Source organism: Bradyrhizobium sp. HKCCYLS2038, assembly GCF_051167655.1.
Lineage (GTDB): Bacteria > Pseudomonadota > Alphaproteobacteria > Rhizobiales > Xanthobacteraceae > Bradyrhizobium.
Map to the genome: position 1 here is coordinate 26,837 of NZ_JBNPTM010000004.1, position 22,111 is coordinate 48,947.

Consider the following 22,111-nt stretch of genomic DNA (forward strand, 5'->3'; position numbering starts at 1 on the left):
AACGTGACTGACTGGTCGCTTTCCGTGCTGCTGTCGGGGTTGCACGACGATATCCAGCAGAAGCTTGCTATCGCACGCAAATCGTTCGCCCACCCCGGGACGAAGGGCGACGCGAGCGAGCAGGTGTGGCTGGAGATGCTGCAGGCCTACCTGCCGCAACGGTACCAAGCCGCATCGGCGCACATCGTCGACAGCCAGGGCAACTTCAGCGACCAGATCGATGTCGTCGTCTTCGACCGGCAGTATTCGCCGTTCATCTTCAAGTACCAGGGACAGACGATCGTCCCGGCGGAAAGCGTATACGCGGCGTTCGAGGCGAAGCAGGCGATCAACGCCTCCATGGTCGGATACGCGCAGAAGAAGATTGCCTCTGTGCGATGCCTTCACCGTACCAGCTTGCCGATACCGCACGCCGGCGGAACCTATCCCGCGAAGCCGCTGATCCCGATCATCGGCGGCCTGCTCACGTTCGAGAGCGACTGGAGCCCGCCCTTCGGAGAGCCGCTTGAACGCGCGCTCGATGTGACCGACGAACTCGAGCGTTTGGACATGGGATGCGTCGCCGCGCACGGGCACTTCACGTTCGACCCCAAGGCGAAGACATACAATTTCACCAAGGACGGGCGCCCCGCGACGGCCTTCCTGTTCAATCTCATCTCCATTCTCCAGTACAGCGGGACTGTTCCGATGATCGACATCCAAGCCTACGCCCGCTGGTTGTCATGAACTGCCAGGAGCGCATCGAATGAAAAGAGTTCTCCGGTTCATCGAGCGGACTGCGCATACGGTCGGCTTTCTCCTTGCCATCATCGCGATCGTCTGGATCGGCGTTCTGGTGGGTCGCCCCGCAGAGAAGAGTGGTAGTCAACCGACGTTCGCTGGCGCAGACCAGAAGCAGAAGCGGTTGGTGGTCTATCTCGACGGCACATGGAATTCCGTCGATAGCAACACGAACGTCTGGCGGATGAGGGCGCTGACGGCGGCTAAGGGCAAGGACGACAGGCCGCAGCTGGTCTACTACTCGGTCGGCGTGAACGGCGTGCTCGGTGGCGTCTTTGGTCAGGGCTTGGATGACAACATCCGTCTGGCCTACGAATGGCTGATCGAGAACTACAATGAAGGCGACGAGATATTCATCTTCGGATTCAGCCGCGGCGCATACACGGCGAGGGCACTCGCCGGCCTCATCGCCATCGACGGTGTCCTGAAGGCCGGCTCCCCGATCGGAGTGGCCGAATTGTTCGCCCGCTACCGCAAGGGCAACGAGGAGACCATCTGGAGACTGAGGGAGATGCAGGCCTCCGGCGAGGCAAGCAAGCTTACCGAGCAGGAGCGCTGGCTCCTGAAGTATTCCAACCCCGCTGATGTCAAGATGATCGGCGTTTGGGACACGGTGGGCTCGGTCGGTTTGGCGGCCGGCAACATCGAGGGTATCAGCCGTTCGCAGTTCGACTACCTGCAGACCGGCCTGCGGATCCACATCCTCAATGGCTATCATGCGCTCGCTGTCGACGAACATCGCAGAGATTTCGCTCCGACGCTCTGGACCGTCCGTCATCCCAAGGAGCCGAAGGCGGTGATCGCGCAACCTCGTCCTCTGTCGGCCGTCGAACAGCGGTGGTTTGTAGGCGCCCACGCCAACGTCGGAGGCGGCTATGAAACCGATCTTCTCAATCAGGCTCCGCTCCGTTGGTTGATGAAGAAGGCAGAGTCTCACGGGCTGACCTTCCGAACCGAAGTAGAGTTGGAAGGGGACTCGCTGGCCGCCCCTATCGCCGATTCATACGGCAAATTCGGCTACGGATTGTACCGATGGATCACGTCGCCTTTCTACCGTCCAATTGGCGCCGAAGCCGAGGAGCGCGACGACGGCACTCATCCGACGGTTAACGAAACAATCGACGTAAGCGTCTTCGACCGGTGGCGCGCAGACCCCGCATATCGCCCGGTCAACCTTGTCGATTGGGCCAAGCGAAAGAACCTCGATCCGGGTCGGCTGCAAACGTCTGTTCAAGCAGCGAACCCGCAATCGTCCGCGCCCGACTGATCCGTCCGGAGCTGACCGACAGGATTCGGTCGTGGGTCGTCTGCGTAATGTCGCGCAGCGTTGCGGCGGTCTTAGTCCGACGGATGCCGTCCGGGCCAATCGACGTGCGTGTGAGCAATCTCTGCGCCGGCGCGGATCCGGTCAAGTCTTGTTCGACTTCGGCGCCTGACCACCGCCTGTTTAACGAACTGCCAAGCGTTCCGGTCGTTGGCAGCGGCCTCCTTAACTGTCTCCGTGATATCCGGCTTCATGTAGAATAGCACTGCACGGCGCCGATCCCGCCGGGCCTTTCAATACCGTCGCGGCCCGCCCGATTCACGTGCCGCGAGCTGCGTCCAGACCGTGCCCCACCTGCCACCCATCAGAAAGCCGCGTGAGCTCGCCCGCTCTCCTCCTGGTCAAATTCTTAGACTTGAACTGTATCGCGCCAGCCCAGGCGCACATGTCGCGCCGGACCTTCGGACCGTTTGAAAAGCCGTTTTAGTTGTCAAAACTCAAACGGTGATTTTGGCTAAGTGCTTGAATTGAATGGCGCGCCCGGAACGATTCGAACGTCCGACCCTCAGATTCGTAGTCTGCCCGCTAGTCCTGCCCTTGGCCTAGAACCAACATTCGGACTGGCGCGCGACGGCCGAGAAAAGTTCGCATTGGCGCTCCGGCAGGGATCGACACGAGCCGGTTATGGCGAACTAAGGCGCGCAGTTGCTACCTAGTAGTCGAGCGCCAACTCTAGCGCATTTGATTGGGTCGAACCACCTCCCATTTCAGCCTGATGCTTGGCATGAAATGCGGGAGAACACGCAAAACTCGGTGTAGCCAGTGTGAGACGGCTGTTGTCGCTTACACGAATTTCTACGCCATTGTATCCGAAACACTCACCGACGTTTCATAGGTCTTCCATCGGTGAGCTGTAGCACTTTCACTGATTTAGAAAGCACCGTGCTCCTCCGTGCCCGATGCTAAACTGAGGCGACCGCAACGATTACATGAGCACAGCAGACAACAACGCCATCAAGCAGCGCCGTCTCGTCGACTTGAAGGACGGGTGCAGCTATGGCAAATTCGGCAAGACAAAAGCCTACGAACTTATCGCGCAAGAGCGTATCAGGGCCTACAAGATGGGAGGCAAGACACTCATCGATCTCGATAGCATTGATGAGTATCACGCCTCGCTGCCACGGGTCGAATCGCGAGCTATGATTTAGGCGGACTTGCGCAGCGGCTCGGTGGCTCTTTCGCGTAAGCGATCTAGGCGATCGGCCCAATGCTGCATGAGGCGCACGCGTTCGTTCCAATAGGCTGCTCGGTTATAGATGGCGCGAATCTTGTTCTTGTCACCCTTGGCAAGCTGGCGCCGCACCACCTCGTCGCGACGCCGTCTCTTTTTCTCGTCTGTTTCATGGGCGAGTTGGGCTTCCACCACATCGCCTTCAAAAGCACCTTCTTCATTGAGCAAGGTCGAGGCGCTGGAGCGGAACCCGTGTGCACAGTGGTCGCCACCGGGGCCGGTGTCGTAGCCCATGATGCGCAGCGCCTTGTTGATCGTGTTGTCGGACATCGGCACATCGTCGTCATGGGAAAACAAATACCGACCGCGGCCAGTCAGGGGTCGCAACTCGGCCAGGATAGCCAGGACTTGGCGAGACAGCGGCACCTCGTGATCATCGCGCATCTTCATCTTCTCTGCGGGGATCAGCCAGACGCAATTCTTCTCGTCAAACTCAGTCCACTCGGCCAGCCGTAGCTCGCCAGGGCGGACCATGGTCAAGGCGATCAGCTTGAGGGCGTAGCGGACAAGTCCGCCGTTCTTGGCGTCATAGACCTCAATGCGGCGCATCAGATCGCCGACATCTTCCGGATCGGTCAGTGCTGGGCGAGGGTTGCCTTTGGGTGCCTTTGTGAGGGCGTGCTTCAGATCGCGGGTGGGATCGCTGCTGCAGTACGAGGCGCCGACACCAAACTGGAACACACGCGAGGCGGTCGATCGCAGGCGCCCAACGGTGTAGAAGCGGCCACGGGCCTCGACGCGGCGCAAGGCTGTCAGCAGTTCCGGCGGCGTGATCTCGGACAGTGGGCGATCACCAAGCTCGCGATAAAGCTGAGCAAGATTCCAGCACTCCCGCTTGATCGTTGCCTTTGCCTTGTTCTCTTTCTCGAGCTTCGCCTTGACCCATTCCTCGCCCACGGCCCGAAAGGTGTGTTTGAGCTTCGCGTCTTCCTGGCGGTTCGTCTCGCGCACAGCGACGGGGTCCAAGCCTTGGTCGAGCAGCTTCGCCGCCTCATGACGCTTTTCGCGCGCGGCCTTGAGCCCGACAGTTGGAAAGGTGCCGAAAGACATGTTCTTGCGCTTCCCGCCGAAGCGGTAGCGAAAAAGCCAGAGCTTCGTTCCATTGGGCCGAACCACGACGCTCAGGCCCTGGCCGTCGGCCATCGCGTATTCCTTGGCCAACGGCGCCGCGTTGCGGATCTTCGTATCGCTCAGCTCGTCCATGGGAGGCGCCCTCGCAATAGTGAGCCGCTCCAGTGTACCCGGCCAATTCAGTGTACCTACAGTGTACCCAAAAGAGCCGGATGCCAGCGAACGGCCGCGAACCGTATCGGGCTTTTATAGACGCCGAAGCGTCTGATTTTATGGCGAATCTAGCTGAGCGGCGAACCGGCGCGCACGGGAAAGAACGGGTCCGGAAAGGATGATGGTGCCCAGGGGCGGGATCGAACCACCGACACTGCGATTTTCAGTCGCATGCTCTACCAACTGAGCTACCTGGGCAGGTCTCGTGAGGGGCAAAAAGCCCTGCGAGCCGGCGGTTTATAGTGGGCGCGGACGGTGCTGTCTACCGCCCAGACGCGAAGTTTTCACATTCCTTTTGCAGTTGCCCAGCCGCGCCGCCGGGCGCCGGCATCGCCGGCCCAAGACGATGAAAATACTGATTTATTCGACGTCCTCCTCGTCGCCCTCGGCGGCCGGGATGACGTAGGAGCCGCTGAGCCAGCGATGCAGGTCGACGTCGCGACAGCGCGGCGAGCAGAACGGGCGGGACGCTTCCGCGGCGGGCCGGTTGCAGACCGGGCAGCGGCGGATGGGCTTGGGCGGGGCGGCGGTCTTCGGGCTGGTCGATTCGTCGGACATGGCCGCTATTTAGGCGTCCCGACGGGCGGATGCACCCCCATCCTGCGCTCAGACGCCGACGGTGTTGAGCCAGCCGAAGCGGATCGGAAAACCCTCGCCGGCGAGCAGGGTCGTGGTCTCGTACAGCGGCAGGCCGACGACGTTGGTGTAGGAGCCGACCATCTTGACCACGAACGAGCCGGCGATGCCCTGGACGGCGTAGCCGCCGGCCTTGCCGCGCCATTCGCCGGAGCCGATATAGGCCTGGATGTCGTCCTCGCTGAGCCGCTTGAAGCGGACGCGGGTCTCGACCAGGCGCTGGCGGAACGCCTCCTTCGGCGTCACCAGGGTGATCGCGGTGTAGACGCGGTGGTTGCGGCCGGACAGCAGCCGCAGGCACTGCGAGGCCTCGTCGACCAGATTGGCCTTCGGCAGGATGCGGCGGCCGACCGCGACCACGGTGTCGGCGGAGATGATGAAGGCGCCGCGCAGCTCGTCGTCGAGCTGGACCGATTTCAGCGCCGCATCTGCCTTGGCGCGGGCAAGGCGGTTGGCGCAGGCGCGCGGCAGCTCGCCGCGCTTCGGCGTCTCGTCGACGTCGGCGGGGCGCAGTGCGTCAGGCTCGATGCCGGCTTGGTTGAGCAGCGCGAGACGCCTCGGCGAACCGGATGCGAGAACGATTTTGGGACGGCCGAGCATGCTGATTTCGCTAGGGGATTCGGAAGCGGCGGGGCGGGCGCGCGGAACCTATCGGAAGGGCTGTCATTCCACAACCCGAAGGGTGCGGCAAGCTGCGACAGCCTGCTCTAAGGCGCGAGTTTGAGCTGAGGACGACGCTGGCATTTCGGTTCGATGACACCGCGCTCGGGACCCGGAGCTCACAACGCGGCCGGACCCGGCTTGGCGAAGCGCTTGCGGATGCGCGTGAACAGGCCGTCGCAGACCTCGCGATAGGCGGCGAGCTTCTGCTCGCGGTTGCCGTCGGTATTGGTCGGATCCGGCGTCGGCCAATATTCGACGTCGGCGGCGATGGTGCGGGTCAGCTCGAGGGCCTTGTGATGCGCCTCGGGCGAGAGGGTGATGATGAGGTCGAAGTTGAGTCCCTCCCAGTCCTCGAGCTCCGCGAAGGTGGTCGGCTTGTGCTGCGAGATGTCCTGGCCGAGCTCGGCCATCACGGCGACGGCGAAGGGGTCGAGCTCGCCCTTCTTGACGCCGGCAGAGCGGACGTACAGCGCCTGCGGAAACATCTGGCGCAGCAGGCTCTCGGCCATCGGCGAGCGCACGCTGTTCTGGCCACAGGCGAACAGCACCGCCTGCGGCTGGCGCGCGCGCGGCGGCCCCTCGGCCATGCGCCTAGGCGCCCTTGGCCGAAAGCTGGGACGCGCGCTGGCGGGCGCGCGGCGTCACTGGCCCTCGCCCTTCCAGTGCAGCACCGTGATCAGGGTGAACAGCCGGCGCGAGGTCTCGAAGTCGACCCGCACCTTGCCCTTGAGCCGCTCCTGCAGGGTGCGCGAGCCCTCGTCATGGATGCCGCGGCGGCCCATGTCGATGGCCTCGATCTTGTCCGGCGTCGCGGTGCGGATCGCGTTGTAATAGCTGTCGCAGATCATGAAGTAGTCCTTCACGATCCGCCGGAACGGCGACAGCGACAGCAGGTGCGTCACGACCGGGGTGCCGTCCTCCTTGCGGATGTCGAACATCAGCCGGTTGGCGGTGATGCCGAGATGCAAAGTGAAGGGACCATTGCCGTCGGCGCCCTCGGGCGCGAACAGATTCTCCTCGACGAGGTCATAGATCGCGATCGCCCGCTCATGCTCGATGTCCGGACCGGAGCGGCCGATCGACTCCTCGTCGAGCGTCACCGCCACGATGCGATTGGTCCGGTCGTCGCCTGGCGGGTTCTGGGTCATGGCAGGTTGAGACGTATTCCCACGGAGCGCGAATGGGCGTCGAGACCCTCGGCCTTGCCCAGAGTCATCGCCGCTGGTCCCAGCGCGCGCAACTGGTCAGGACCGCATTTCAACAGCGACGTGCGCTTCATGAAGTCGAGCACGCCGAGACCGGAGGAGAACCGCGCCGAGCGCGCGGTCGGCAGCACGTGATTGGAGCCGCCGACATAGTCGCCGATCGCCTCCGGCGTGTGCGCGCCCAGGAAGATTGCACCGGCATTGCGGACCTTGGCGGCGAAGGCGTCGGGGTCGGCGGTCATGATTTCCAGGTGCTCGGCGGCGATGGCATCCGCCAGCGGCACGGCCTGGTCGAGGTTGTCGACCTCGATGATGGCGCCGAAATCGGCCCAGGACGCGCCGGCGATCGCCACGCGAGGCAAGGTCTTGAGCTGGCCCTCGACGGCGCGGGCAACGTCATCGGCCAGGCGGCGGCTGTCGGTGATCAGGATCGACTGCGCGCTGGCGTCGTGCTCGGCCTGGGCGAGCAGGTCGGCGGCGATCCAGTCGGCATTGCCGCTGTCGTCGGCGATGACCAGCACCTCGGACGGGCCGGCGATCATGTCGATGCCGACCTTGCCGAACACCAGCCGCTTGGCAGCGGCGACATAGGCATTGCCGGGGCCGACGATCTTGGCGACGGGGGCGATCGTCGCGGTGCCATGGGCGAGCGCGGCCACGGCCTGGGCGCCGCCGACGCGGTAGATCTCGGAGACGCCGCCGAGCTGCGCGGCCGCCAGCACCAGCGGGTTGAGCCTGCCATCGGGCGCCGGCACCACCATGACCAGCCGGCCGACGCCGGCGACCTTGGCGGGAATGGCATTCATCAGCACCGAGGAGGGATAGGCCGCGGTGCCGCCGGGCACATAAAGACCGGCGGATTCGATCGCGCTCCAGCGCCAGCCGAGCTCGACGCCGGCGGCGTCGGTGAAGCGCTGGTCGGACGGCAGCTGCTTGAGATGAAAGGCCTCGATGCGGTCGCGGGCGAATTTCAGCGCATCGACGGTCGCCGCATCGCAGGCCTTCACCCCGGCTTCGATCTCGCCCGCCGTGACGCGCAGCGTGGCGGCGGTCAGCTCCAGGCGGTCGAACTTGGCCGTCGCCTCGAGAAGCGCCGCATCGCCGCGCCGGGCGACGTCGTCGACGATGGCGCGGGCGGCGGCTTCGACGTCGGCGGAGGTCTCGCGCTTGGCGGCGAGAAACTGCCGAAACTGGGCGTCGAAATCGGCGCTGGCGCGGGACAGGCGAATGGGCATCTCTGGCACTTTCCGAAGGGGTGGCTGCCCCCGACCCCCTGCTCAATGGCGCGGCAGCGCGGGGCCGTCAACCCTTTGAACCCTGCCCTACCCCGACAGCGGCGGCACGTCGTCGATCGCGCCGACACCGAGATCGTCCTGGCCGAGATCGGTCAGCTCGCATTCCAGGCATTCGACATCCAGTCGCAGCGCCCCGCCATGGGAGAACAGCAAGAGCGCGCTGCCGGCCGGAGCCTCGCTGCCGGCATGGAATTCGATGCCGATCAGCTCCAGCGCCGCATCCGGCGCGGCGAGGTCGATGCGGCGCGACTTGCAGGCCAGCACCCGGTCGAAACGCAACGCCGAAAGCAGCCGGCGCGGCTCGCTCTCGCCGTGCAGCGCCTGGTCCCAGTCGAGCCGGTTCATGCCGATCACCAGCCGCTTCTCGGCCTGGCGCCAGATGATGTCGGCCGGCACAACCCGCGCGTCCTGCACATGTGCCGAGATCACCGCGAGATCATCGGCGTCGAGCGCGATCAGTTTGAGCCGGTCGGTCACCACATCATCCTCTTGGCCAAGCCCTCATTCGCGGATGCGCTCGATGGTGGCGCCGCAGGCCTTCAGCTTGTCCTCGAGCCGCTCGAAGCCGCGATCGAGATGGTAGACACGGTTGATCATGGTCTCGCCCTCCGCCGCCAGCCCGGCAATCACCAGCGACACCGACGCGCGCAGGTCGGTCGCCATCACAGGCGCGCCGCGCAGGGTCGAGATGCCTTCGATCCGCGCGGTCTCGCCGTCCAGACTGATACGCGCACCGAACCGCGCCAGTTCCTGGACGTGCATGAAACGGTTCTCGAAGATGGTCTCGGTGATCGCCGACGCACCCTGCGCACGCACCATCAGCGCCATAAGCTGGGCCTGCAGATCGGTGGGGAAGCCGGGAAACGGCGCGGTCGTGACCTGCACCGGACGGATGCCGTGACCGTTGCGCACAACGCGGATGCCATCGGCATCGCTCGAGATCTCCGCGCCTGCTTCCGCCAGCACGTCGAGCGCCGATTGCAGCAGCTCGGGCCGGGCGCCGGCGAGCCGGACGTCGCCGCCGGTCATCGCGGTCGCGATCGCATAGGTGCCCGCCTCGATGCGATCGGGTAGCACGGTATGCCGCGCGCCGTGCAGCGACGCCACGCCCTCGATCTCGATAACAGGCGTGCCGGCGCCGGAGATGCGCGCGCCCATCTTGTTGAGGCAGTCGGCGAGATCGGTGATCTCCGGCTCGCAGGCGGCGTTGGTGATGACCGTCGTGCCCTTGGCGAGCGACGCCGCCATGACCGCCACGTGAGTGCCGCCAACGGTGACCTTGGGGAAATCGATCGTGCCGCCGCGCAGGCCGCCCGGCGCCTTGGCGACGACATAGCCGGCGTCGATGTCGATGCTGGCGCCGAGCTTTTCCAGCGCCATGATCAGGAGATCCACCGGCCGCGTGCCGATGGCGCAGCCGCCGGGCAAGGACACCCGCGCCTCGTGCATGCGCGCGAGCAGCGGCGCGATCACCCAGAAACTCGCCCGCATCCGCGACACCAGCTCATACGGCGCCGTGGTGTCGATGATGTCAGCCGCGGAGATCTGCAGGGTCTGGCCCTGGTACTGGCCGTCGCCCGGACGCTTGCCGACCGACATGATGTCCACGCCGTGATTGCCGAGAATGCGCTGCAGCTGCGCGACGTCGGCCAGCCGCGGGACGTTGTCGAGAATCAGCGTCTCCTGCGTCAGCAGGCCTGCGATCATCAGCGGCAGCGCGGCGTTCTTCGCGCCCGAAATCGGGATGGTGCCGTGAAGCGGGGTGCCGCCGACGATGCGAATGCGATCCATGCTGATCCTGCTGGGCTGACCGGGAAATTTGGCTGAGATGGGCGCAACAGGACCGACATTACGGCGATTTGATGGGTTCGCAACGGCGGGGCGCAACCTCGGGGATTTCGTCCCCTGCCTGTGCAATCCGCCGCTCCCGAATCACACCGGAGGCACCAGCGGATCGGCGAGAAAGCCGTGCAGCGCCGCCACCACCTGGGCGCCCTCGCCGATCGCGCCGCCGACGCGCTTGACCGAGCCGGAGCGGACGTCGCCGACCGCGAAGACGCCGGGCACCGAGGTCTCCAGCGGTGACACCATCCGCCCGGCATTCTGCTCCGACTGCGCGCCGGTCACGACGAAGCCGGCGCGGTCGAGCGTGACGCCGCAATCGCCGAGCCAGCCGGTGGCCGGATCGGCGCCGACGAACAGAAACAGATTGCTGATGTCAGCGGGCGTCTCCTCGCCGGACAGCCGGCTCTTCAAGGTGATGCGTGCGAGCCCGGTGTCAGTGCCGCCGTCGAGTGCGACCACCTCGGTATTGAACAGCAGCTCGATGTTCGGCGTCGCCTCGATGCGCTCGATCAGGTAGCGCGACATCGACGCAGCCAAGCCGCCGCCGCGGATGATCATGCGCACCTTCTTGACGTGGCCCGACAGAAACACCGCGGCCTGCCCCGCCGAATTGCCGCCGCCGACCAGCGCAACCTCCTGCCCCGCACACAGCCGCGCCTCGATCGGCGACGCCCAGTACCAGACGCCGCGGCCCTCGAACTCCTTGAGCCGGTCGAGCCCCGGCCGCCGATAGCGCGCGCCGCTGGCGACCACGACCGAGCGCGCCCGCACCTCGTCGCCGCCCTCCAGCGCCAGCACGAAGGCGCCGGCCTTGCGCTCGCAATCGAGCGCGGCCACCGACACCGGGATCATGATCTCGGCGCCGAACTTCTGCGCCTGGTTGAAGGCGCGCGCAGTCAGCGCCAGCCCCGTGATCCCCGTTGGAAAGCCAAAATAGTTCTCGATACGCGCGCTGGCGCCGGCCTGGCCGCCGAACGCGCGCGAATCCAGCACCGCCACGGACAGACCTTCCGACGCGCCATACACCGCGGTCGCCAGTCCCGCCGGCCCGCAGCCGACGACCGCGACGTCGTAGATCTTCTCGCTGCGCGGACCGCCGATCATGCCTACGGCGCGCGCGAGCTCGGTCTCGCTCGGATTGCGCAGCACGCTGCCATCGGACACGACGACCAGCGGCAGCTCGGCCGGCGTCGGCGAATAGCGCGCGATCAGGTCGGCGGCGTCGTGATCCGTGGCCGGATCGAGCAGATGGTGCGGAAAGCCGTTGCGGGTGAGGAAGCTCTGCAGCCGCGCGATCGCGGCCGATTGCGGCGGGCCGATCATGACCGGGCCGCCGGCGCCGCCCTGGATCAGATTGACCCGGCGCAGGATCAGCGCGCGCATGATGCGCTCGCCGAGGTCGGCCTCGGCGATCAGCAACGCACGCAGCTTCTCGGGGCGAATCAGGATGACCTCGACCTCGCCCTCGGCGTGGCCATCGACCAGCGCGATGCGGCCGGAGAGCTGGCCGATCTCGGCCAGGAATTGACCCGGCCCCTGGTCGATGACCGGCGTGACGTGGCCGAGGCCATCGCGCTGGGTGATGGCGACGTGGCCCTTGAGAATCACGAACATGCCGGGCCCGGGCTTGCCGGTCTCGAACAGCAGTTCGCCGTCGCGATAGGTTTGGATCTCGCCGAAGCCACGCAGGCGCGTGATCTCCGACGCGGTCAGCTCGGGAAAGGTCTGCTCGAAGCGGGCGAAGCTCTTCGCCAGATCCGCTGGCTGTGCCGCGTTCGCCGTCGTCCCGTCATTCGCCGCCATCACGCTCCCCGCTTCCGCTCTGCTCAATGCGTCACATCATCCTGGTCGCCGGGCGCGGCCTGGTCCGAGCTGTCATCCTCTGCCGCCGCCTGGCTGCGCTCCCGGCTCTGCGCCTTGCGCCGCTTCAAATTCTCGCGCAGCGCCTGCTTCAGCCGCTCCTCGCGCGATGATTTCTGCGGCGCCTTGCTGGTCTGATCCGTCATCCCTCCTCCGGTCGCAAATACCGCTGCTCGCCATGCGCACAATTGATGCTGCGAACGCGAAAGCCAAGAGGGGATGGCGACGCAGACGGTAGGTTCCGCCTTTTCCGGCGTCGCCTGCCCGGATGGGGAGGTGCCGGCACGTCCCATGGCCATTTCCGGCGATTCTCGCCGCCAACGGTGCCGATCGCGGCCCGAACGACGATTTCGCCCCGATTCGGCGGCCCTTCGCTGGATTTTGCCCCCTCGGGCCGGCGTCTTTCCCCGAAAACCGGGCGAGCCGCGCTTGCGCAGGAGGGGACCTTGTGGCAAGAACCGCCCGCGTTCGGTCGCAGCCTTCGGGCCGGCCCCCGCGAGTCCCTTTGCTGCCGTAGCTCAGTGGTAGAGCACTCCCTTGGTAAGGGAGAGGTCGACAGTTCAATCCTGTCCGGCAGCACCAGGGCATCCCTCCAAGCCTCGCAACACCTTCCGCCGTCACGCAGACCCGTCGTCGCACGATCGCAGATGTACATCATCGGCCTCGCGGCGCTGATGCGTCCGAGCTTTGCGGCAGGATCGCCCTCTTCGAGATCGAGGGCGCAGGGAAGGCCGGGCGCTGGCCGCGCCCGTGGCCCGCCTGCGAAAGAAAATGCAGGCGGCAGGTACCACAGGTCTGGCCGAACACGCCCGGCCCTCCCTGCGCAATGGGCTTACGGATTATACGCGCTCTCCCTGGGGACCGGCTTGTTTGCCCCCATCACCCGCGACGCGCGTGACGCACATCAGCGAGCTTGACCTCGGCACCGGGAGGCCAGGACCACGCGACTTCTCCGTCCGCATCGAGATTGTTCGTCCGCTCGCGAATGCGTAGCTTGCAACCCGATCCGGCCATCGCATCCCCCACCCAACGCTCGTGACGACTCGCGAACGCCCCTCTTCGATGAGCACGGGACGGCCGAAAATGTGCAGGTGATTTGCCCGACGGTGCAAGGGGAATTGTTGCGGCAGAGTGGCACGACGGGCAGTTTGGGCATGGCGGGTATGCGGGAGGCTTTGTTGTTTGATGAAGCACCAACGCAATCCTGCTGCCGTAGCTCAGTGACAGAGCACTCCCGTGGCAAGGAAGATGTCGACAGATCAATCCTGTACAGCAGCACCATCTCGGTCGGACTTTCTCAAATAACTAAGCTGGCCGCCTATTAAATCAGCTTTTTGGGCAGCGCCTTTAGCGCCTTTACAACCGTTTCTCCTCCAAAAATAGTGCCTGCGATCGCCACTGCTATTGCCGAATCGGCATTCAGCAGATGCAGCAGACTTGCTGACCCCAAGAAGAGACTTCCAGCTGCGGCATTGTCGCAGATATTCGCATGTCGCTTTGACCACCATCCGTACAGCCCTTCCTTGAAGGTGCTCACCGTCTTAACGACAACAGTTTCCTTTTCGTGTCCGTTAACGTACGCCGTAACTGCGCTTCGAATGGCCTCTAATTGAGCACGCATACCTTCGAGTTCGGATATCTGGCTTTTCCTGGCGGCGATGGCCTCTGGAGAATTCGGACGCTCGTCAGCTAACACTTCAATTTTGCCGTCGATCTGAAGAGTGAGCGCAGCAATGGCCACTTGAATGGCCTTGTAGTTCGCTTCTACCGACTTCCCGATTTTTGTCCGCGACTTGGACTTCTTGGACCGAGGTGGAGCAACGACGGCCCTAAGCTCCTTCAGATCAAACACTCGAAAATTTCCCTCCTTAATGTAAGCAAGTTCTTTTGGCTCGCCAACATATTCAGTTCCAACGAGCCAAAACTCATCAAAATCCTGAAAGGGCTGTTTGACCTGCTGTAACCAGTTTTGAAAGCGACTTCGCTGCTCTCTGATAGTTATGGCATCAAGCTTGAATTTAAGTTCAACTCCGTACCGCCGCTCTCGACCAAGTTCGACACGAGTTGCAACAAGGTCGGGAGAGAATCGGCGCCGACCTCCGGCAGCCGTCACGCTCCACCCCGCTGCCCGAAATATTTCCACTACATCGAGAAGCATCTTCTTTTCGAATTCAGGCAACCCGCTTGACGAAATATTGAGCGCCTCTTGAATTGCTTGCAGTGCAATCTTCTTAGGATCCACATTTTCTTTTGCCATTGTCGCCCCGCCGCCCAAGCCCCATCAGCTTCCAGTTCTTGGCACGCAATTTCCAGCAGACATATTCGCTCTCAATACTAACTGAATTGCTTTCGAGCTCAACTTTTTGTCGACACGCAACGCACGCGTTACTCGATTCAAACAACTGAACAAAACTCGCCCGACGGCATCTTCAACGGGGCTCACGCACAGAACCCTTAACTGGACGTCGATTAAGCATCATCGGACGGCCGAACCGCATCAAAGCACCCCCTCTGCCAGAAGAAATTACGGTGACAGCGCTGTCACCGTAACTCCGCGCACAATTATGTGAGATAGTTACGTTGACGCCCACCAAACCCGACCCAGTAATTTACTCCCAAGTCAAACCGCCAGCAGAAGCTGCTAGTGTAAGACTTACCTCTTACATCTGAGTACTCTAGCAAGATGTAAAAGAAAAAGCTCTCTAGCTGATCCAATTCAGGCACAGGATGAACCTCCTGAGAGAGCAAATCGACCACTACGCCGTACTTTGCCAAGCCACCAGGGCAATCGACTTGCAGCTTTCCTGACCTTTCTTGGGGTCCGATAGAGATGTGGAATTCATCACGTAGTAGTCCTGATGAAGGCTCAGTCTGATGTACTCCCTCGAGAGCAATGTAACAGGCTGCTATAGTCGCAGGCATTCGCCCGTGGTTCGCAATCTCAAAGACGGCGACCGGTGGTGCACCAAAGGAATTAGCATCATCGCCTCGGCTAACAAGATGCCGTGACAAATGAACGAAAATCCAAGGTCGCTCCAACTCACTGAGTGCCCGCTCCGCCGCCTTGGCCGAGCGGTCTGCGACCGCGATTGACTTTTGCGTATCGCGAAACTGGATGGCCGAGCTCTTCTTCAAGAATCGAAGCTGTCGCTCGCCGGCCTTATACAGACCAATGGTGGCTATCCAGAGCCCAACCGTTGAGATTGCAAGCACGAGCGTGAAGAGCGCCACCGGGTCAGAAGTCGTGCGTTCCCAGATCGATCTGCACTCATCACCTTTCAGGCCAGAGTGCTCGGCCAGTTCGAAACACTTCTGTCGTTGCGCCTCAGTCGGCGCATAGGCCGCCTGCCATCCGAGGACAGCGATCCAGAACAGGGTGCTCACGAGGAACCCGATCACAATCTCGGCTCTCATCCACCGACAGATGCGCTGCAGCAATCGATCCATTGAAATTCACTTCTACAATTGGAAAGCAGTACCTCCGGCTGAGCGAAGGCCGCAAGGCTGTCGCTCGAAGTAACGAATGACAATTGTACCCACCGCCAATACACTCAGTCCACCGGAGACACGTAAAATCTCAACAAGCGAGAGCGGCAACCCGGCGACGAATCTCCTGACGTCGGCGGGCGAGCGCAGGGTGATGCCGTGCAGGCCCGGCGGCAGCTGGGCCATCAGCTTCGCCTCGCCGGGCCGGCGCGAGGGATAGGTCCAGACCCAGTTGCGGAAGAACGACCAGTCGAACCGCTCGAGATTGCCTTCACCGACGTCGGCGCGGGGGCGGCCGTAGCCGCGAAGACTCCGCCACACCGCGCGCGGAAAATAGATCCGGCGCGGCAGGTCGAGCCAGATCACGACCTCGGCGCGCGGCAGCCGCAGGTCGAGCGAGCTGGCATAGTTGCCGTCCATCACCCAGGCATCTCCTGCCGCAGCCGTCGCGACCTTGGCGCGGAAGCTCGCGGCATCCGATGCCACCCAGCCGGGCGTCCAGTACAGCGCGTCGAGGTGCACCACGGGCAAGCCGACGCGGCTGCCGATGGCGCGTGCGAGCGTCGACTTTCCCGCGCCCGACGGGCCGAGAACGAGGATGCGGCTTGGTTGCGAGTTCGGCGGCGGCTCCATCAGCCCTCGGACGTTGGCTCGCTGCGCATGGCCGAACGGAGCACGCTCTTGGTCGTCGTCGCGAACGAAAAACCATGCGAAGATAGAGTCGGCCGGAGCATCCTGGAAGACCCCGATGTCCCTGATCGATCGCCTGCTGCCGAACTACCAATTCTCCGAACGGCACGAGGCGCGCGTGCGCTGTCCGCCCGGCGAGTTGCTCGACATGATCCAGGGCTGGGATCCGCGCGACCGCTTTGCCGACATGGCGATGGCGCTGCGGCAGACGCCGGCGCGGCTGATGCATGCGCTGGCGCCGGCGCGGCATGCGGCGCCGCAGCCGTTCGGCCTGAGGAGCTTCACGCCGCTCGGCCGCGACGGCGACCACGCCATCGTCGCCGGATTGATCGGACGGTTCTGGCGAAACGATTTCGGCCTGGTGAAGATCGACGGCCCTGAGGCGTTCATGGCCTTCGACGCGCCGGGCACGCCGAAGCTCGTGCTCGGCTTCATGGCGGAGAGCGAGGGCGAGATGACGCGGCTCGTCACCGAGACGCGGGTGTATTGTCCCGACCGCAAAGCGTATCTGATGTTCCTGCCGTACTGGCTGCTGATACGGCCGGCAAGCGGCCTCATTCGCCGGCGGATGCTGGGTGCGATCGGCGCAATCGCGGAGCAGCGCGGGAGCCAGTTCGCGCCCGGCCAGTAAGGGCTTTGTCGCAGCCTCGACGCTCACGTTCGACTGTGAAACGTGCGCATGACAGGGAGCCATGAGATGGCGGACATGGAGCTGATCGCGCGCTGGAAGGCGACGACCGCCCTGCTCGACCGCGCCCGTCACGCGCTGCCGAAGCCTTTGCCCCCGCACGAGCTGGCCTATGCCAGCCTTTCGACGCAATTGGACGAGTATCTGGAGCACAACGAACTCGAGCTCGCGCTCGATACGCTCATGGAGCTGGGCGACCTCACCACGCCCCGCGGCGCATTCTGGCGCGATTTGGAGCGCGCCGCCGAGATCATGAACCTGAACAATCGGCGGCAGGCGTTCCGCGCGGCGCCGATTCCGCCGGCGGACGAATAGGACGCCCACGCGAGGGATGCGTCTCGGTGCTTGCGGAGACCGCGCATGTCGCTGGCGTTCATGCGACTGCGTTCGCCGAAGGACGATCGAGCAGCACGCCCCGCCGACGCCGCTCTATCCGGCGCCGTCTTACGCCGCGCGCACCGAGTTCAGGAAGCGGCTGACCTCGTCGCGGAGGCGGCTGCTCTGGCCGGACAGCGACTTCGCGGCCGACAGCACCTGCGAGGAGGCCGAGCCGGTGTCGTTGGCGCCCTGGCGGACATTGGCGATGTTCGCCGACACTTGCTGCGTGCCATGGGCCGCCTGCTGGACGTTTCGCGAGATCTCGCGCGTCGCCGAGCTCTGCTGCTCGACCGCCGAGGCGATCGCCGACGCAATCTCGGACATCCGCGCGATGGTCTCGCCGATCTCCTTGATCGAGCCGACCGACTCCTGGGTCGCGGACTGGATGCCGCCGATCTGCTGGCCGATCTCGCCGGTCGCCTTCGCGGTCTGCTCAGCCAGCGCCTTCACCTCGGAGGCGACCACGGCGAAGCCGCGGCCGGCCTCGCCGGCGCGCGCGGCCTCGATGGTGGCGTTGAGCGCGAGCAGATTGGTCTGTCCGGCGATCGCGTTGATCAGCTCGACGACGTCGCCGATCCGGGCCGCCGCCTTGGCGAGCTCGGCGACATTGTCGTTGGTCTTGCGCGCCTGCGCCAGCGCATCGCTGGCGATGCGCGCGGAGTCCTGCACCTGGCGGCTGATCTCGTTGACCGATGAACTCATCTCCTCGGCGGCCGCGGCGACCGAATGCACGTTGGACGAGGCCTCTTCCGACGCCGAGGTGACGACGGTGGCGAGCTCCAGCGAGCGGCCGGCGGTCGTCGTCAGCGAGCCGGCGGAGCGCTCCAGGTCGGCCGACGCCGACGACACGATGCCGACGACCTCGCCGATCGCCGCCTCGAACTCGCGCGTGAAGCGCTCGACGCGCTGGCCGCGCTCGATCTTGGCCTGGGCTTCGGCCGCGGCCGCCTGCTCGGCACGCTTCTTTTCCAGCAGCGCCTCCTTGAAGGTGCGCAGCGAGCCGGTCATCGCTGCGATCTCGTCGTCGCGGTCAACAGCGGGAATGGCGACGTCGTCGCGGCCCGCCGCCATCTCGCCGATCAGTCCGGTCAGGCTCACGATCGGATTGATGACGCGGCGGCGCAGCAGCATGGTGACGAACACGAGAATGCCGGCGAGCGCCAGGACCACCAGCGTCGCCAGCGCGAGCATCACATAGGCCGCGTCGCGCGCCGCAACGGCGCGGTCGCGCGCCTCGGCAATCGCCGCATCGCGCACGACGAAGAATTTCTGCACGGCGGGGACGACGGTCTCGGCGAGCTGATCGGCGTTGAGCGTGTAGTTGAGGTCGCCGAGCCCGGTGGCGATCTCCTTGTCCACGATCGGAACGGCACGACTGAAATAGGCATCCCTCGCCTCCTTGAACGCCGCGAGCAGGCGCTCCGGATTGCCGAGCTGATCGATGCCGGAGTCGAGGCGCTCGCGGTCGACCTCGGTGCGGCCGACGGCGCGGTCCATCGCCGCCTTCTCGGCCGGGGTCACGGCGCGGCGGGCGCTGAGCGCCGGCGACAGCGCGGCGGCGCGGCCGCCGGCGGTGACGCGCAGATCCTGCGCGGTGCGGGCGACGTCGAGCAGCGTCGTCAGCGACGCGTCCGCATTGGCGATGCGGTTCTGCAGCCGGTTCAGGATCGGCTCGATCGCAAGCGCCGCCTGAGTGACGCCGGGGAGGAAGCTCTTGATCACCGCCTGATCGCGGGCGCTCAAGGGCGTGCTCAGCGCGGGATCGACCTTGGCCAGGATCTCGGACAGTTTCGACGACGCCTGCTCCAGGCTGCGCGTGAGCGCCTCGCTGTCGGAGACGTTGGCCAGCTGCGCACGCGCCTTGGCGAACGACGCCTCCGATGACTGCCTGATCTTGCGCACGCCTTCGAGCTGCGCCGGCGTCGCCTGGGTGTCCTGAAACAGCGGCGTGATGTAGGGCGCGCGATGGCCGACGACATCCTGCACGTAGAGCAGCACGGCGCCAAAGGCCTCCACGGCCCTGATGGCTTCGGCCTTGTCGTTGACCGCCCTGACCTGCTCGATCACGACCTGTGCGGCGGGGAGAACGGCCAGGGCCGTCACCGAAAGCATGGAAATAGCGAAGAGGCGGCCGATCTTCATCGTTGAATCCCGGGTTTGAACCCGGCGAACCTACCGTTCGATCATTAAGGCTCTGCTTAGGATCGCTTCCGTAGATTTACGGCCACTCCTTAGCGCAGGCGCTCGCGCGCGTCCTACAAATCGAAATTGGTCGGCATCATCACGACGTCGCGGATGGTCATGCCGCGCGGACGCGTCAGCATGAACATGATGACATTGGCCACGTCAGCAGGCTCCAGCAGGCTGCCGGATGCGCGCGCCTCTCGCAGCTTGTCCGCCGGCCAGTCGGCGATCAGCGCGGTCACAACAGGACCCGGCGAGATCGCGCCGACGCGGATGCCGTGCTTGAACACCTGGCGGCGCACCGTCTGCACGAAGCAGTCGATCGCCCATTTCGAGGACGCATAGACCGGCTCCCACGGCGTCGGATAATGCGCGGCGAGCGAGCTGGTGACGATGATGTCGCCGGAGCCGCGCTCGATCATGTGCGGCAGGACGTCGCGGACGTTCTTCATCACGACGTTGACGTTGAGGTTCAGCATGCGGTCGATCGCGTCGGTCGCGGCATCGACCAGGTCGCCGCCGAGATAGCTGCCGGCATTGGCGTGGAAAATGTCGAGCCGGCCGGCGGCATCGAGGACGCGCGGCAGCAGGGTGGCGCAATCGGCGGCATCGAGCAGATCAATGACCATGGGGATGGCGGCCTCGCCATGCCGCGCGCGCAAGCTCGCCAGTGCCGCGGCGTCGCGGTCGACCATCACGACCCGCGCGCCGGCCGCCAGCATCGCCTCGCTGCTGGCGAGACCGATGCCCGAGGCCGCACCGGTCACGGCGGCCACTTTGCCTTCGAGTTCACCTGTCATCCTGGTCTCCTCCCGGGTCTTTTGCGGATCAACCTAGCAAAGCAAGCCCGCGATGTCGGGACCAATCCGCGGGGGATGCGCGGTCGCCGCTGGCATAGGCCTTGCCTCTCGCAAAGCAATTTCGTGCATCGCAGGGGGTCCCAATGAGCAGCTCGCATTTCGATTTCACACGCCGCAGCATCCTGTTCGGCGGCCTTGGTGCGGCCGGATTGACGCTGGCGCCACGCATGGCGCTGGCGCAAGGCCGCGCCGAGACGCTGCTGGTGGTGCAGGAGCTCGGGCCGAACTCGCTGGACATGCAGGGCACCGGCTCGAACCAGACGGTGAACGGCCTTGCCTGGAACTGCTACGACCGGCTGCTCAGCTACGCGGCAAAGACGCTGCCCGACGCCACCACGTCCTACGACCGCGCCGTGCTGGCGCCGGAGCTCGCCGAAAGCTGGGAGATCGGCGCCGACGGAATGTCCTGCACCTTCAAGCTGCGCAAGGATGCGACCTTCCACGACGGCACGCCGGTCACGGCGAAGGACGTCAAATGGTCGTTCGACCGCGCGGTGTCGGTCGGCGGCTTCCCGACCTTCCAGATGTCGGCGGGATCGCTGGAGAAGCCGGAGCAGTTCGTGGTGGTCGACGACCACACCTTCCGCATCGACTACATCCGCAAGGACAAGATGCTGCTGTTCAACGTCGCCGTGGTCGTGCCCTTCGTGATCAATTCGGAGCTCGCCAAGAAGAATGCGACCGCGGAAGATCCGTGGGCGCTGGCCTGGCTGAAGAGCAACGAGGCCGGCGGTGGCGCCTACAAGGTCGAGAGCTGGAAGCCGGGCACCGAGACCGTGCTGAGCCGGTTCGATAATTGGAAATGTGGTCCGCTGCCGAAGATCAAGCGCGTGATCGCGCGCGACATTCCATCCGCGGGCACGCGGCGCGCCATGCTCGAGCGCGGCGATGCGGATCTCTCCTCAGGCTTCGCGCCGCGCGACTTCGATCAGCTGATCAAGGAAGGCAAGGTCAAGGTCACCGGCGTTCCGATTCCCAACGCGCTCTGGTACGTCGCGCTCAACACGGCGAAGCCGCCATTCGACAATGTGAAGCTGCGCCAGGCGATCGCCTGGGCGATGCCCTATGAGCAGATCCAGTCGAGCGCCTTCTTCGGCCGCGCCGTGCCGATGTATGGTGGCGCCGCAGATGTGACCAAGCCGGTGTGGCCGCAGCCGTTCCCCTATGTCACCGATCTCGACAAGGCCAAGGCGCTGATGAAGGAGGCCGGCTTGGAAGGCCTTGAGACGACCTTGTCGCTCGACGCCGGCACCGCGACGGTCGGCGAGCCCACCGCGATCCTGATCCAGGAGAACCTCGCGAAGATCGGCATCAAGGCGTCGATCGAGAAGATCCCGGGAGCCAACTGGCGCACGACGCTCAACAAGAAGGAGCTGCCGATGGCGCTGAACCGGTTCTCGGGCTGGCTCGATTATCCCGAATACTACTTCTATTGGAATTTCCACGGCCGCAATTCGATCTTCAACATCTCGTCCTACCAGAGCAAGGACATGGACGCGCTGATCGACAAGGCGCGCTTCACCACCGATGCGACGGAGTATGAAGCCACGGTGAAGGACTTCATCGGCCTGTGTATGCGCGAGGTGCCGGTGGTGCCACTCAACCAGCCGATTCACGACGTCGCCATGCAGAAGGCCGTGAGCGGCTACGAGTTCTGGTTTCACAGAGAGCCGGACTACCGGCAGTTCGCGAAGGGGTAGCC

At 64.5% G+C, this 22,111-nt stretch carries 21 protein-coding genes and 4 tRNA genes; 8 read left to right on the top strand and 17 right to left on the bottom strand.

The features are described 5' to 3' along the window. Positions 1–3: 3 nt before the first annotated feature. Both ACQR1I_RS18125 and ACQR1I_RS18130 read left to right on the top strand, forming a co-directional pair. Positions 4–726, top strand: coding sequence for a DUF6602 domain-containing protein (locus tag ACQR1I_RS18125; RefSeq protein ID WP_434865924.1), 723 nt, complete (start codon positions 4–6; stop codon positions 724–726). Between the two features lie 19 nt (positions 727–745). Continuing rightward, on the top strand, positions 746–2,047 hold the full coding sequence (locus ACQR1I_RS18130) for a phospholipase effector Tle1 domain-containing protein (RefSeq protein WP_434865925.1): 1,302 nt from the start codon (positions 746–748) through the stop codon (positions 2,045–2,047). Positions 2,048–2,576: 529 nt separating this feature from the next. Here ACQR1I_RS18130 and ACQR1I_RS18135 read toward each other — a convergent pair. Continuing rightward, positions 2,577–2,671 (bottom strand) — tRNA-Arg (locus tag ACQR1I_RS18135). A 362-nt stretch (positions 2,672–3,033) separates the two neighbouring features. Here ACQR1I_RS18135 and ACQR1I_RS18140 point away from each other — a divergent pair. Next, positions 3,034–3,252, top strand: a complete 219-nt coding sequence (locus tag ACQR1I_RS18140; protein WP_434865926.1) for a hypothetical protein — start codon at positions 3,034–3,036, stop codon at positions 3,250–3,252. On the opposite strand, the gene ACQR1I_RS18145 is transcribed toward ACQR1I_RS18140, so the two are convergent. The 11 genes from ACQR1I_RS18145 to ACQR1I_RS18195 all read right to left on the bottom strand — a co-directional run bounded on the left by ACQR1I_RS18145 (position 3,249) and on the right by ACQR1I_RS18195 (position 12,269). Next, positions 3,249–4,538: a tyrosine-type recombinase/integrase gene (locus ACQR1I_RS18145; protein ID WP_434865927.1), complete on the bottom strand. Its 1,290-nt coding sequence runs from the start codon at positions 4,536–4,538 to the stop codon at positions 3,249–3,251. The genes ACQR1I_RS18140 and ACQR1I_RS18145 overlap by 4 nt on opposite strands. A 203-nt stretch (positions 4,539–4,741) precedes the next feature. Then, positions 4,742–4,817, bottom strand: a tRNA-Phe gene (locus ACQR1I_RS18150). 162 nt (positions 4,818–4,979) lie between these two features. After that, positions 4,980–5,177, bottom strand: a complete 198-nt coding sequence (yacG, locus tag ACQR1I_RS18155; RefSeq protein ID WP_434865928.1) for a DNA gyrase inhibitor YacG — start codon at positions 5,175–5,177, stop codon at positions 4,980–4,982. Positions 5,178–5,225: 48 nt separating this feature from the next. Beyond that, positions 5,226–5,855, bottom strand: a complete 630-nt coding sequence (locus ACQR1I_RS18160; protein ID WP_006613056.1) for a Maf-like protein — start codon at positions 5,853–5,855, stop codon at positions 5,226–5,228. Between the two features lie 179 nt (positions 5,856–6,034). Beyond that, positions 6,035–6,505, bottom strand: coding sequence for a low molecular weight phosphatase family protein (locus tag ACQR1I_RS18165; RefSeq protein WP_434865929.1), 471 nt, complete (start codon positions 6,503–6,505; stop codon positions 6,035–6,037). Between the two features lie 54 nt (positions 6,506–6,559). Next, positions 6,560–7,066, bottom strand: a complete 507-nt coding sequence (locus tag ACQR1I_RS18170) for a UPF0262 family protein (protein WP_434865930.1) — start codon at positions 7,064–7,066, stop codon at positions 6,560–6,562. Further along, a complete protein-coding gene (gene hisD / locus ACQR1I_RS18175) occupies positions 7,063–8,358 on the bottom strand; it encodes a histidinol dehydrogenase (RefSeq protein WP_434865931.1) in 1,296 nt (431 codons plus the stop codon). The genes ACQR1I_RS18170 and hisD overlap by 4 nt, the downstream gene beginning before the upstream one ends. An 87-nt stretch (positions 8,359–8,445) precedes the next feature. Then, positions 8,446–8,895 (bottom strand): DUF2948 family protein, encoded by a 450-nt coding sequence (locus tag ACQR1I_RS18180; protein ID WP_434865932.1) that lies wholly within the window; start codon positions 8,893–8,895, stop codon positions 8,446–8,448. A gap of 24 nt (positions 8,896–8,919) precedes the next feature. Then, positions 8,920–10,209 carry a UDP-N-acetylglucosamine 1-carboxyvinyltransferase gene (gene murA / locus ACQR1I_RS18185; protein ID WP_434865933.1) on the bottom strand — a complete coding sequence of 430 codons (1,290 nt, stop codon included), beginning with the start codon at positions 10,207–10,209 and terminating at the stop codon, positions 8,920–8,922. Between the two features lie 141 nt (positions 10,210–10,350). After that, positions 10,351–12,066 carry an FAD-dependent oxidoreductase gene (locus tag ACQR1I_RS18190; RefSeq protein WP_434865934.1) on the bottom strand — a complete coding sequence of 572 codons (1,716 nt, stop codon included), beginning with the start codon at positions 12,064–12,066 and terminating at the stop codon, positions 10,351–10,353. Between the two features lie 23 nt (positions 12,067–12,089). Beyond that, a complete protein-coding gene (locus ACQR1I_RS18195; RefSeq protein ID WP_434865935.1) occupies positions 12,090–12,269 on the bottom strand; it encodes a hypothetical protein in 180 nt (59 codons plus the stop codon). 361 nt (positions 12,270–12,630) lie between these two features. On the opposite strand from ACQR1I_RS18195, the gene ACQR1I_RS18200 reads away from it, so the two are divergent. Together ACQR1I_RS18200 and ACQR1I_RS18205 are read left to right on the top strand one after the other, a co-directional pair. After that, positions 12,631–12,705 (top strand) — tRNA-Thr (locus ACQR1I_RS18200). A gap of 624 nt (positions 12,706–13,329) precedes the next feature. Next, a tRNA-Ala gene (locus ACQR1I_RS18205) sits at positions 13,330–13,404 on the top strand. A gap of 40 nt (positions 13,405–13,444) precedes the next feature. Here the strand turns inward: ACQR1I_RS18205 and ACQR1I_RS18210 are convergent. The 3 genes from ACQR1I_RS18210 to ACQR1I_RS18220 all read right to left on the bottom strand — a co-directional run bounded on the left by ACQR1I_RS18210 (position 13,445) and on the right by ACQR1I_RS18220 (position 16,242). Further along, on the bottom strand, positions 13,445–14,380 hold the full coding sequence (locus ACQR1I_RS18210; protein ID WP_434865936.1) for a hypothetical protein: 936 nt from the start codon (positions 14,378–14,380) through the stop codon (positions 13,445–13,447). 305 nt (positions 14,381–14,685) lie between these two features. Continuing rightward, positions 14,686–15,570, bottom strand: coding sequence for a hypothetical protein (locus ACQR1I_RS18215; protein ID WP_434865937.1), 885 nt, complete (start codon positions 15,568–15,570; stop codon positions 14,686–14,688). A gap of 12 nt (positions 15,571–15,582) precedes the next feature. Then, complete coding sequence (locus ACQR1I_RS18220; protein ID WP_434865938.1) at positions 15,583–16,242, bottom strand: AAA family ATPase; 660 nt, start codon at positions 16,240–16,242, stop codon at positions 15,583–15,585. 115 nt (positions 16,243–16,357) lie between these two features. Here ACQR1I_RS18220 and ACQR1I_RS18225 point away from each other — a divergent pair, with 115 nt between their 5' ends. Both ACQR1I_RS18225 and ACQR1I_RS18230 read left to right on the top strand, forming a co-directional pair. Continuing rightward, on the top strand, positions 16,358–16,930 hold the full coding sequence (locus ACQR1I_RS18225; protein WP_434865939.1) for a hypothetical protein: 573 nt from the start codon (positions 16,358–16,360) through the stop codon (positions 16,928–16,930). A gap of 66 nt (positions 16,931–16,996) precedes the next feature. Continuing rightward, a complete protein-coding gene (locus ACQR1I_RS18230) occupies positions 16,997–17,302 on the top strand; it encodes a hypothetical protein (RefSeq protein ID WP_434865940.1) in 306 nt (101 codons plus the stop codon). 129 nt (positions 17,303–17,431) lie between these two features. Here the strand turns inward: ACQR1I_RS18230 and ACQR1I_RS18235 are convergent, their stop codons facing one another. Further along, the gene (locus tag ACQR1I_RS18235) at positions 17,432–19,507 is read right to left on the bottom strand and encodes a methyl-accepting chemotaxis protein (protein WP_434865941.1); all 2,076 of its coding nucleotides are present in this window, start codon (positions 19,505–19,507) and stop codon (positions 17,432–17,434) included. 113 nt (positions 19,508–19,620) lie between these two features. Then, on the bottom strand, positions 19,621–20,349 hold the full coding sequence (locus tag ACQR1I_RS18240; protein ID WP_434865942.1) for an SDR family oxidoreductase: 729 nt from the start codon (positions 20,347–20,349) through the stop codon (positions 19,621–19,623). Positions 20,350–20,492: 143 nt separating this feature from the next. Here ACQR1I_RS18240 and ACQR1I_RS18245 point away from each other — a divergent pair, with 143 nt between their 5' ends. Then, entirely contained in the window at positions 20,493–22,109 is a 1,617-nt protein-coding gene (locus ACQR1I_RS18245; RefSeq protein WP_434865943.1) for an ABC transporter substrate-binding protein, read from the top strand. Positions 22,110–22,111: the final 2 nt, after the last annotated feature.